At 66.9% G+C, this 11,283-nt stretch carries 8 protein-coding genes, 1 pseudogene and 1 riboswitch; of the genes and pseudogenes, 4 read left to right on the forward strand and 5 right to left on the reverse strand.

Features of this window, described 5'->3' with window-relative positions; all coding sequences use genetic code 11:
- The first annotated feature begins 38 nt into the window (after positions 1 to 38).
- From RXV90_RS05510 to rpsD, 3 genes are all read left to right on the forward strand, one after another.
- Positions 39 to 1,001 carry a GSCFA domain-containing protein gene (locus tag RXV90_RS05510; protein ID WP_316647418.1) on the forward strand — a complete coding sequence of 321 codons (963 nt, stop codon included), beginning with the start codon at positions 39 to 41 and terminating at the stop codon, positions 999 to 1,001.
- Between the two features lie 480 nt (positions 1,002 to 1,481).
- Positions 1,482 to 2,552 (forward strand): Hint domain-containing protein, encoded by a 1,071-nt coding sequence (locus RXV90_RS05515; protein WP_316647420.1) that lies wholly within the window; start codon positions 1,482 to 1,484, stop codon positions 2,550 to 2,552.
- A 203-nt stretch (positions 2,553 to 2,755) separates the two neighbouring features.
- A complete protein-coding gene (gene rpsD / locus RXV90_RS05520) occupies positions 2,756 to 3,376 on the forward strand; it encodes a 30S ribosomal protein S4 (protein WP_316647421.1) in 621 nt (206 codons plus the stop codon).
- 88 nt (positions 3,377 to 3,464) lie between these two features.
- Here rpsD and metK read toward each other — a convergent pair whose 3' ends face one another.
- From metK to ybeY, 4 genes are all read right to left on the reverse strand, one after another.
- Positions 3,465 to 4,646: a methionine adenosyltransferase gene (gene metK / locus RXV90_RS05525; RefSeq protein WP_316647423.1), complete on the reverse strand. Its 1,182-nt coding sequence runs from the start codon at positions 4,644 to 4,646 to the stop codon at positions 3,465 to 3,467.
- Positions 4,647 to 4,652: 6 nt separating this feature from the next.
- Positions 4,653 to 4,702: riboswitch (SAM-SAH riboswitch) on the reverse strand.
- A gap of 33 nt (positions 4,703 to 4,735) precedes the next feature.
- The gene (gene lnt, locus RXV90_RS05530; protein ID WP_316647425.1) at positions 4,736 to 6,259 is read right to left on the reverse strand and encodes an apolipoprotein N-acyltransferase; all 1,524 of its coding nucleotides are present in this window, start codon (positions 6,257 to 6,259) and stop codon (positions 4,736 to 4,738) included.
- Between the two features lie 5 nt (positions 6,260 to 6,264).
- A complete protein-coding gene (locus tag RXV90_RS05535; protein WP_316647426.1) occupies positions 6,265 to 7,176 on the reverse strand; it encodes a hemolysin family protein in 912 nt (303 codons plus the stop codon).
- A gap of 40 nt (positions 7,177 to 7,216) precedes the next feature.
- Positions 7,217 to 7,699: an rRNA maturation RNase YbeY gene (ybeY, locus tag RXV90_RS05540; RefSeq protein WP_316647427.1), complete on the reverse strand. Its 483-nt coding sequence runs from the start codon at positions 7,697 to 7,699 to the stop codon at positions 7,217 to 7,219.
- A gap of 99 nt (positions 7,700 to 7,798) precedes the next feature.
- Here ybeY and RXV90_RS05545 point away from each other — a divergent pair, with 99 nt between their 5' ends.
- Positions 7,799 to 9,736 carry an acyl CoA:acetate/3-ketoacid CoA transferase gene (locus RXV90_RS05545; protein ID WP_316647428.1) on the forward strand — a complete coding sequence of 646 codons (1,938 nt, stop codon included), beginning with the start codon at positions 7,799 to 7,801 and terminating at the stop codon, positions 9,734 to 9,736.
- Positions 9,737 to 9,803: 67 nt separating this feature from the next.
- On the opposite strand, the pseudogene RXV90_RS05550 reads toward RXV90_RS05545, so the two are convergent.
- Positions 9,804 to 11,258: pseudogene (locus RXV90_RS05550) on the reverse strand (biotin carboxylase); the annotation flags it as partial.
- Between the last annotated feature and the right edge of the window lie 25 nt (positions 11,259 to 11,283).

The raw sequence follows: 11,283 nt of genomic DNA on the forward strand, positions 1-11,283 counted from the left end.
TGGGTTAGACCGCCGGTCATCAGACCGGAGATCTGCCCATGGATGCCGAAGGCGCCGCCACCCTTGCCGCAACCCTGAAGAACGACAGCCGGAAATATCCCGACCGGGGCGATCCCCGGTTCATCCCCGGCGGGCTGATCTTTCCCGATCTGCGCCCGGGCTTCGCCATTCCCCGGGGCAGCACGGTGTTCACCATCGGATCCTGTTTCGCACGGAACGTGGAAGAGGCGCTGATCGCGGCGGGCATGGATGTGCCCACCGCAAGGTTCCGCGCCCCGCCAGAAGAGGCACCGGGGCGGCCGAACCGGATTCTGAACCAGTACAACCCGGGCACCATGCTGGCCTGCGTCTCTGGCGGGGTGGAGGGCCGCAGGGGGCTTTACCCGGCCCCAGGCGGCAAGGTGGTGGATGCGCTTCTGGCCACCGGATCGCGCGCCGTGACGGAAGAGCGCGCGCTGGCGCGGCGGGCGGAGATCGCGGCGCTTTATCAAGCCGGGCTGGCGCGGGCCGGGACGGCGATCGTGACGCTCGGGCTGATCGAATGCTGGTATGATCTGGAAGACGCGATCTGGCTGAACGAAGCGCCGCCCGCGCGGTTCCTGCGCGCCCATCCCGGGCGGTTCGCCTTCCGGCGCCTGGGGCATGCGGCCTGCCAGTCGCTGGTGTTCGATCTTGTCGGGCGGCTGCGGTCGGGGGGCGCGCGCAATGTGGTTCTGACGGTTTCGCCCGTGCCATTGCAGCTGACGTTCACCGGCGGCGACGCGGTGACGGCCAATGCCTATTCCAAGGCGCTTCTGCGCGTGGTGGCGGAAGAGGTGGCAGGGGCCTTTCCGGGCGTCGATTATTTCCCGAGCTACGAGACCGTGACGACGGCGGGCCTCAGCGCCTTCGGAGAGGACAATGTGCATGTGCGCCCGAAGGTCGTCGAGACGGTGGTGGCACGGATGCTGACGGCCTATGCCGCGGCCCCGGCGGAAGCGCCCCTGATGGCGGAGGCCTGAGGGCGGAAGGCAGAGAGGGGCCGCCGCTGAAACCAGTTGCGGCCGGCGGACCGGCCCGGCGGCGCCCTGGGCGAGCCATGCGGCCGCTGGGGCAGGCGCGGCGGCGTCGAAGACGGGCACCCGGTTGCCTCGAGAGAACGCGGCAGCGGCCCGGGCGGGCATGGGCGTGGTTCGGGCAAACGAGATTGCGCCGGGGGCGAACACGGCAGAACACCGGACGGACAGACAGCTGCCTTGGAAGAGCAGCCCCTGCTCGAGGCGCTTGCGGCGGCACCGCGGACAGACGCGGGAGAGCGCGGCAGCGCGTCGAACAGGCACGCCAGCGGCCCGGGCGGGGACGGCGGCGGTTCGGTCAGACGCCCGTACGGGCCTGCCGCAGAGTCAAACCCGCAGATTGTTCGCTTCAGGGGATTCACAGATCGCCCCGGGTTTGCTAAGAGGGGACAACAAAAAAGAAAATAGCAGGCGGATATTCAGGCAATGCGAACGGGCAGGGATTGCACGTTTGTCATCTCATGGTCGCAAACCGAAGTCGACGGCTTGCGCGGCGCGCCGCTTTCGGCGCTCGAACCGGGCGTGACATGGAGCTGGACGGGAACCCCCACACGGGTGGACGGGCCCGCCGATATCCTGCCGCTCGATCATCCGCTTGGACAGGAGGCGCTTCAGGCCCGCGCCGCCGCCGCCGCGCGGCGGATCCTCGGCGCCGACATGGCGCCGCTGCGCGCCCAGAGCGGCGGCACCTTCGACGACGCGCTTCTGAACCATGCCTTCAAGGTGACCGATGGCCGCCGGATCTGGTCGGCCATGCTGGTCGAGGTGGCCGAGCTTGCCCGCCCCCTTCTGATGTTCGTGGGCGCGATGCCGCCCTCGGGCCGCATGCTCTGGGTCGCCGAGGGCATCGCCCATAGCGGCCATTTCAACCGGATCACCGAAAGCCCCACCGGCGTCATCTGCTTCACCCGCGGCACCCGGCTTCGCACGCCTGCGGGCGAGGTGCCGGTGGAGGATCTGGCGGAAGGCGACCGGATAGACACCGTCGACGGCGGCGCGCAGGAGATCGTCTGGATCGGCCGCCGCCGGATGAGCGGCGCGCGGCTTTACGCGATGCCCGAACTCAGACCCATCCGGATCCGCGCGGGCGCGCTGGGCTCGGGCGACCCGAATGACGATCTTGTCGTCTCGCCGCGGCACAAGGTGCTGGTGCGGGGCGCCGTGGCGCGCGCGCTTTTCAACACCGACGAGGTGCTGGTGGCCGCCGACGACCTGATGAACGATCGCACGATCTCCCGCGACCACACGCTGCGCGAGGTGGAATACGTGCATCTGCTTCTGCCCCGGCACCACGTGGTCTGGGCGAACGGGGTGGAAACCGAAAGCTTCCACCCGGCCTCGACCAATCTCGACACGGTAAGCCCGGATCAGAGGGCGCGGCTGGCCGAGATCGTGCCGGGGATCGAAAGCGATCCGCACGGCTACGGCGCCGCGGCCCGGCGGGAACTCACGCGGTCGGAAGCCGCGATCCTGCGCCACGAGGCGGCGGCGTTCTGATCCCCGCCTCCGGCGCTGTTGACATGCCCCGGAACCCCTGTATAAGCGCCGCTTCATTGGTGTTGGTGGCCCCCGCGAGGGGATGCCTGTCGCCCCGGCAAAATCCGGGGAGGAGGACAACGCCCTTCCACGCGCTTCACCCCGAAAAGCGGATACCTTTTTCGGGCAAGGTGAAGTGGACTTGAATGAGAAGGAGATCAGCCGTGACGAAACGCACGTCTGCCAAGTACAAGATCGACCGCCGGATGGGCGAAAACATCTGGGGGCGTCCGAAATCCCCGGTCAACCGCCGCGAATACGGCCCCGGCCAGCACGGCCAGCGCCGCAAGGGCAAGCTTAGCGATTTCGGCATCCAGCTGCGCGCCAAGCAGAAGCTGAAGGGCTATTACGGCGACCTGACCGAAAAGCAGTTCAAGCGCATCTATGCCGAAGCGGCCCGGGTGAAGGGCGACACCGGCGAGAACCTGATCGGCCTGCTGGAGCGCCGGCTTGACGCCGTGGTCTATCGCGCGAAATTCGTGCCGACCATGTTCGCCGCGCGCCAGTTCGTGAACCACGGCCACGTGAAGGTGAACGGCAGCCGCGTGAACATCCCCTCCTACCGCGTGAAGGAAGGCGATGTGATCGAGGTGCGGGACAAGTCGAAGCAGCTTGCCGTCGTGCTGGAGGCCGTTCAGCTGCCCGAGCGCGATGTGCCCGATTACATCGAGGCGGATCATTCGAAGATGGTGGCGACCTTCGTGCGCACCCCGGCGCTGGGCGACGTGCCCTACCCGGTGATGATGGAACCGAACCTCGTCGTCGAATATTACGCGAAGAACTGACGCACGCCGTCAGTCGGGACAAAAAAGGGCCGCGGCGTTTGCCGCGGCCTTTTTCGTTCGGGTGGGGCGGGGCGGCGAACCGGCCCGCTCAGAGCGCCTTCTTCAGCGCCTCGGCGAGATCGGTCTTTTCCCAGCTGAACCCGCCATCGGCATCGGGCTTCCGCCCGAAATGGCCATAGGCCGAGGTGCGCTGGTAGATCGGGCGGTTCAGGTCAAGATGCTCGCGGATGCCGCGGGGGCTCAGATCCATCACCTTCGGGATCGCCTGTTCGATGGCCACCGGATCGATTTCGCCCGTGCCGTGCAGGTCGGCATAGATCGACAGCGGTTTCGACACGCCGATCGCATAGCTGAGCTGGATCGTGCAGCGATCGGCAAGCCCCGCCGCCACCACGTTCTTCGCGAGATACCGCGCGGCATAGGCCGCGGACCGGTCGACCTTCGTCGGATCCTTGCCGGAAAACGCGCCGCCGCCATGGGGGGCCGCGCCGCCATAGGTGTCGACGATGATCTTGCGGCCCGTGAGCCCCGCATCGCCGTCGGGCCCGCCGATCACGAAGGTGCCGGTGGGGTTGATCCACCATTCCGTCTTGTCGGTCAGCCATTCGCCCGGCACGACCTCGCGGATGTAGGGCTCGACGATCGCGCGGATATCGTCGGAAGACTGATCCTCGCTTTCATGCTGGGTGGAGAGCACGATCGAGGTAACTTCGACCGGCTTTCCGCCTTCGTAGCGCAGCGAGATCTGCGATTTCGCGTCGGGCCGCAGGGTCGGCTCGGCGCCGGATTTCCGCGCCTCGGCAAGGCGGCGCAGGATGGCATGGGAATACTGGATCGGGGCCGGCATCAGATCGGGCGTTTCGTTCACCGCATAGCCGAACATGATGCCCTGGTCGCCCGCGCCCTCGTCCTTGTTGTCCTTCGCATCGACGCCCTGGGCGATATGCGCGGATTGTTCGTGCAGGAAGTTCAGCACGTGACAGGTGTTCCAGTGGAACTTGTCCTGTTCATAGCCGATGTCGCGGATGCAATCGCGGGCGATCTGGCCGATCCGGCCCATGTAATCCTTTAGCCGTTCCTGATCCTTCAGGCCGACTTCGCCGCCGATGACCACGAGCGACGAGGTGGCGAAGGTTTCACAGGCGACGCGGGCGTCGGGCTGTTCGGTGAGGAACGCATCGAGGACGGCGTCGGAGATACGGTCGCAGACCTTGTCGGGATGACCCTCCGAAACGCTTTCGGAGGTGAAGATGTAATCTTGGCGGGACATGAATGGTGCTCCATTAGAGTTCGATCCGCCACGCCAGGAAGCCGTTGTGACGGTGCAGATCAACGGGTTAGAGAAGCGCGCGGGCGCGGTCAATCCGGTTTTCTGCGGGGACGCCCTGCGAGCAGCAGAAGAAACAGTGCTGCGGCCACCCAGGGAAGCGGGCCAGATCGTGCATAAAGCGTGGGCGCATAGGGCGCGGGCAGGGCGACGTCGATGTAACCCTCTTCGCCCAAGGGCAGGCTGACAAGCACGCGGCCGGCCGGATCTATGAGCGCCGAGATGCCGGTATTGGCGGCCCGAAGCACGGGAAGCCCGAATTCCGCCGCGCGGATCCGGGCCTGGGCGAAATGCTGCTGCGGCCCCGCGGTTTCACCGAACCAGGCGTCGTTGGTGATGTGAAGCAGGAAATCGGGCCGCTCCGCCGCGCCTCGGATGTTGCGGGGAAAGATAAGCTCGTAACAGATGAGCGGAAGGGCCCGGCCCGCGCGGCCCAGATCGAGGGTGACGGGGCCGGGGCCGGGGGCGAAGCCCGCGAGGCTGTTCGCCGCGAGCCCGGCGATACCGGCGGCCTGGGCGAGGCCCGAAAGCGGCATGTATTCCCCGAAGGGCACGAGGTGGTGCTTGTCGTAAACCGCGTCCGCCCGCCCTGCCCCGTCGGTCACGATCATGCTGTTGTGCCAGCCCCCGTCTTCGCCCCGGCGCTGAAGCCCGAGGGCGACGGGAATGCCGTTCGAGGCCGTGGTGATCTGGCGCAGCGCCTCGTCCGCGCGGTCGAGCGACCAGGGAATCGCGGTTTCGGGCCAGACGACAAGGTCGGGCCGGCCCGGCGCGGCGGTGAAGGACAGCTGGCGCTGGTAGAATGTCAGAACGTGGTCGCGATCCCATTTCTCGTGCTGGGGCGCGTTGGGCTGGACAAGGCGGATCACCGGCTGGCCCGGGGGCAGCGTGACAGGCGGCGGCATCAGAAGGCTGCCGATGCCGAGGGCGGGCAGGACGAGCGCCGCCCCGGCCGGAACGGCGAGGGCCGGGCGGCGGGCGAGACACGCGCCGGTCAGCGCGGCGGCAAGGAGGGTAAGAAGCGTGAAGCCCTCGCTGCCCGTCCAGGCGAAGATCGCGCGGGCCGGGCCGTCGGCCCAGATCTGCGCGGGCGCAGCCCAGGGAAAGCCCGTGAAAACCCAGCCGCGCAGCCATTCTGCGAGGGCAAGCGCACCGGCGGCGGCGATGGCGCGGGGGATCGGCCGGTCGCCCGCAAGGCGCAGGGCGACCCACCCGGCCCCGCCCCAGAAAAGCGCAAGGCCGCCGGCGAGGAAGACAAGCGCAAAGGGCGCCATCCAGCCGTGGCGGGCGGCATCGACGAAGAACGGCTCGACAATCCAGTGAAGCGCCAGGGCGAAATGCCCCGCCCCGAAGGCCCAGGCGAGGGCGGCGCCCCGGCGGGCCGTGGGCGCGGTGGCGAGAAGGGCGAAAAGACCCGCCCAGGCCGCGAGGGCGAGGAAGGCGAGATCGAACGGCGCCTGGCCCAGGGCCGCGAGCGCGCCCAGAAGCGCCGCGAACCCCAGCCGGGCGCGCGGCCCGAACCCGAGGAGCCGCTGGCTTACCCTGTCGGGGGTCACTGGCCTCAGCCCTTCGCCCCGGCGTTCATCCGCACCCGCAGGCGCTTGATGCGCCGGGGATCGGCGTCGACGACTTCGAAATCCGGCCCGTCGGGGTGGCGGATCACCTCGCCCCGCGCCGGAACGCGGCCCGCAAGCATGAAGACGACGCCGCCCAGCGTGTCGATCTCCTCGTCATCGTCATCGTCGAGAAGGCGCATGCCGATTTCGGCCTCGAACTCCTCAAGCGGGGTCTTGGCCTGGGCGAGGTAGCAGCCGGGCTTTTCCTCCGTCCAGAACTTGCCCTCGGCGATGTCGTGTTCGTCCTCGATCTCGCCGATGACCTGTTCGATCAGATCCTCGATCGTGACAAGCCCGTCGACGCCGCCGTATTCGTCGATCACCAGCGCCATGTGCATGCGATCGGACTGCATCTTCTGCAACAGCACGCCGATCGGCATCGACGGCGGCGCGAAAAGAAGCGGGCGCAGCATGGATTGCAGGTTCATCTCGCCATTGCCGTTGAAGCCGTGCTTCAGCGCCAGATCCTTGAGGTGGATGAGGCCAAGCGGCGTGTCGAGCGTGCCTTCATAGACCGGTATGCGCGTAAGCGCGGTCTTGCGGAAGATTTCCACCAGTTCCGACTTGTCGATATCCACCGGCACCGCGACCATATCGGCGCGCGGCAGCATCACGTCTTCGACGCGCATGCGGTGCAGGTTCATGATGCCGGGAAGGGCCACGCCATTGGGCGCAGGCCTGTCTTCGGCCTCGGCCCCGGCGATCTCTGTGTCCTCCGGCCCGGAGAACGCTGAAAAGAATCGCGTTAATAAACCTTGCGACTGACTGTCATCCGACGCGTCGTCGCCTGTCCCGGTCTGTTCTGACATCGGCGCGCCCCGCGCCGCGCTAGAAGACCCGTCCTGTCCTTCGCCCATCTGTCCTTTCCAAGAAGCGGCGCCCGGGGCGCCAATTGCCCTAATATGGGTTCGACACCCCCAGTGTGGCAAGTATTTCGACCTCAAGACCTTCCATAAGGGCCGCATCGGCCTCGCTTTCATGATCGTAGCCGAGAAGATGCAACACTCCGTGAACAATAAGATGCGTGGTATGGTGATCGAGAGACAGGCCCGCCTCGGCGGCTTCCCGCGCACAGGTGTCGTAGGCCAGCGCGATATCGCCCAGCTCCTCGCCCTCCAGCGGATCGGGGGGCACCGGCGCCCCGCCCGGCCGATCGGCGGCGCGTTCTGCGGAAGGCCAGGACAGCACGTTTGTGGCACGCGGCTTGCCGCGGAAATCGGCGTTGAGCGCGGCAATGCGCGCGTCGTCGCAGCCGAGGCACACGACCTCCCATTCCTCGCCCAGCCCAAGACGGGTGAGCGTGGCGGCCACGGCGCGGGTGGCCAGGGGTTCGAGCCCCAGCGCCTGCCAGCGCGGATCTTCGATAACGACGTCGATCATTCCCCCCCAGTAGCGCCCGGCGCGGGGGGAGCAAAGCGGTTTCCGGGACGGGCCGCCTTGCGCTAGCCTCGGGACAGGCAGGTGTCGGGGGGAGCGGCCATGAAGAAGAAGATCGTAAGCGCGGCGGCGGCGGCCGAGCTGATCCATGACGGGGATACCGTCACGACCTCGGGCTTCGTGGGGATCGGGGTGCCCGAGGCGCTTCTGATCGCGCTGGAACAGCGGTTCGTCGAAACAGGCGCGCCGCGCGGCCTGACGCTGTTCTTCGCCGCGGGCCAGGGCGACGGGAAGGACCGGGGGCTTAATCACCTGGCCCATGAGGGCCTCTTGGCGCGGGTGATCGGGGGGCATTGGGGGCTGATCCCGAAGGTCGCGACGCTGGCCGTCGAGGGGAAGATCGAAGGCTACAACCTGCCCCAGGGGGTGATCAGCCACCTCTACCGCGACATCGCCGCCGGGCGGCCCGGGCAGGTGACGCGGGTGGGGCTTGGCACCTTCGTCGATCCCGCGCGCGAGGGCGGCCGGGTGGGCGGCGGCCCGATCACGGAGCCGGTGACAGAGCCAGTGGTGGAACGGATGACGCTGAAGGGCGAGGATTATCTGTTCTACCCCGCGCGCCCGATCAACGTGGCGCTGCTGCGCGCCACCACGGCGGATCCGGCGGGCAATTGCACGATGGAGCGCGAGGCCCTGGTGATCGACAACCTCGCCCAGGCGATGGCGGTCCGGAATTCGGGCGGCGTGGTGATCGTTCAGGTGGAGCGGACGGTGGCGCGGGGCGCCTTGAACCCGCGCGACGTGGTGATCCCCGGCGCGCTGGTGGATGCGGTGGTGGTGGCCGAACCCGAACACCACATGCAAACCTTTGCCACCCCCTATTCCCACACGTTTTCAGGGCGTTACCGCGCCGATCCCGGCGATACGCAGCCGATGCCGCTGGATGCGCGAAAGGTGATCGCGCGGCGCGCGGCGTTCGAATTGCCGGTGAACGGGGTGATCAACCTCGGCATCGGGATGCCCGAGGGCGTGGCCGCGGTGGTGGGCGAGGAAGGCATGCTCGACCACATCACGCTGACCTGCGAGCCCGGGGTGATCGGCGGGCAACCCGCGAGCGGGCTTGATTTCGGGGCGGCGGTGAACACCGATGCGATCGTGCCGCAGAACGCGCAGTTCGATTTCTACGATGGCGGGGGGCTCGACCTTGCCGTTCTGGGGATGGCGGAGGTGGACCGGGCGGGGAACGTCAACGTCTCGCGCTTCGGGCCACGGCTTGCGGGCGCGGGCGGCTTCATCAACATCAGCCAGAACGCGCGGCGGGTGGTGTTCACCGGCACGCTGACGGCGGGGGGCCTCGGCTTCGTGGCCGAGGACGGGCGCGCACGGATCACCGCCGAGGGCCGCACCGGCAAGTTCGTCGATGCGGTGGGGCAGATCACGTTTTCAGGCGCCGAGGCGCAGGGGCAGCGAAAGCCCGTGCTCTACGTGACCGAACGCGCCGTGTTCGAGCTTCGCCCCGAAGGCGTGACGCTGGTGGAGGTTGCGCCGGGGATCGACGTGGAGCGCGATGTGCTGGCGCGGCTCACCTTCCGGCCCGAAATCGGGGAGATCGCGGAAATGGATGCGCGGATCTTCCGCGACGCGCCGATGGGGCTGGCGGCGGAGCTTCTGCACCTCGATCTTGCCGACCGCATCGCGCTCGACCGCGACAGCGGGACGCTTTTCATCAATTTCGAGAAGTTCCGGGTGCGCGGCATGGCCGATATCGAGGCGATCCGGGAGCGGGTTGAGGAGATCTGCGCCCCGCTCAAGGCCCGGGTCGACGTGATCGTGAACTATGACGGCACCCGGATCGACGAGGAGGTGGAACGCGATTACGTGGCGATGGTGAACGGGCTGGAGGACCGATTCTATCGCACTGTGACGCGCTATTCAGGATCGGCCTTCATGCGGCGAAAGCTGGGGCAGGCCTTCGAGCGGGACCGCGCGCCGCATGTGTTCGAGACGGCGGAGGAGGCGCAGGCCTTTCTGAAGCGGTAAGGCGGGGCGCGGCGCCGGGCGAGGCCCGGCCCCGTCGCCCCGGGGGCGCGCGCCCCCCCCCCCGCCCTTACATGATCTTGAACGCCGGGTCCGCCAGCGCCTGCGCCGATGGCAGCGGCCGCGCCGAATAGGCGTTCTTGATCCCGTCGATCCAGCGCTTCGACTTCTCGGTCAGCTTGAAGCTGTTCGTCATCGACCGCCCGCGGGTGACCAGGATCCCCAGATCGGCGCCCTCGTAGCGGTAATCCCCCGGCGCGAGGATCCTCAGGAAGAACGCCTCGTCCTCGCTTTCCACCGCCCGGCGGTGATAGTCGAAGCGGTCATAGCTGACCGTGCCGTCCTTGTTCATCCGGTAGATCCCAGATTCCGGCGCATGGGTGATGATATCCACGCTGTCGTCGGTGTGCTTGATCACCATCTGCGACCAGGAATCGATCATGTCGGGATCGGCCCAGCGCGCGTTCAGCTCCTCGACATCGAGCTTGAAGGGCTTGCCCGAGAATTCGAGCAGGTGGAACAGGAACAGGGGCGCATCCGCATGGGCGAACGCCGCGTGGTTCGTCATCGAGGACGCGCCGGTGATGCGCGGGTTCAGCTCGCCCAGGTAAAGTTCGCCCGATTTCTTGTCGATCAGGAAATCCAGCTCGAAATACCCGCGATAGCCCTCTTTCCGAAGCTGTTCGCCGAACTTGAAGGTCAGCTCCCGCGCCTTCTGCCGCTGCTTGGGCTGAAAGGCGGTGGAAAAGATCTCGTTCCCGCACCAGCCGCCGCGATAAGGCGTCAGTTCCTTGAAGCCCACGAGTTCGGTCATTAGGGGGCCGACGATGGTGCCCTGGCTTGTCGCGCAGGCCTCGATCGCCGAGCCCCGGCAATCGATCCGCTTCATGATCTTGATCTCGCCTTCGCCGACGATCTCGTGCTCGTGCTTGCGGAAGTCGGCCTCGGATTTGATGAAGAAGGTGGTGTGCCCGCTGTCGCCGAAGGCCGATTGCAGGACGAGGTCGTTCCCCAGCCCCGCCTTCTCGCAGATCTTCTGCAGATCCTCGTAGCTTTTCACCTCCGCCAGCGTGTTCGGCACCGAGGGCACGCCCGCCTTGTTGCCCACGCGGACGGTTTCGATCTTGTTGTCCATCGAGGTCCGAAGCTTCGCCTTCGGGAACCACACCTTGCCGCCCAGCTGCTTGGCCAGCTTCTCGGTCTCTTCATCGAACATCAGGAAGACGAAATTGGGCTTGCCGCCGCGCGTCTTCACGTAATCCACCACTTCCTTGTGCTGAAGCAGGTAGTTGTTGATGTCCTCGATCGACTGAAACTCGTCATGGGGGATTTCGGACGGCACCAGAACGTTCGGATGTCGCCCGTCGAAACAGTCCATGTAACTGATATACTTGAAGTTTTTCACCCACTCATCCAGCCCCAGCAGGTTGAAGTTGGTGGCCGACACGAAATAGATCGGGTCGGTGTTGGTGTGAAAGTATCTCCGGATTTCGGAGATGTTCTTCAATGTCTTCTTCGGCATGTCCTGTCTCTCCCTGTCCCTTTATCTG

Origin of the sequence: Ovoidimarina sediminis, assembly GCF_032586175.1 — a bacterium.
In the GTDB taxonomy this organism is placed as follows: Bacteria; Pseudomonadota; Alphaproteobacteria; order Rhodobacterales; family Rhodobacteraceae; genus Ovoidimarina; species Ovoidimarina sediminis.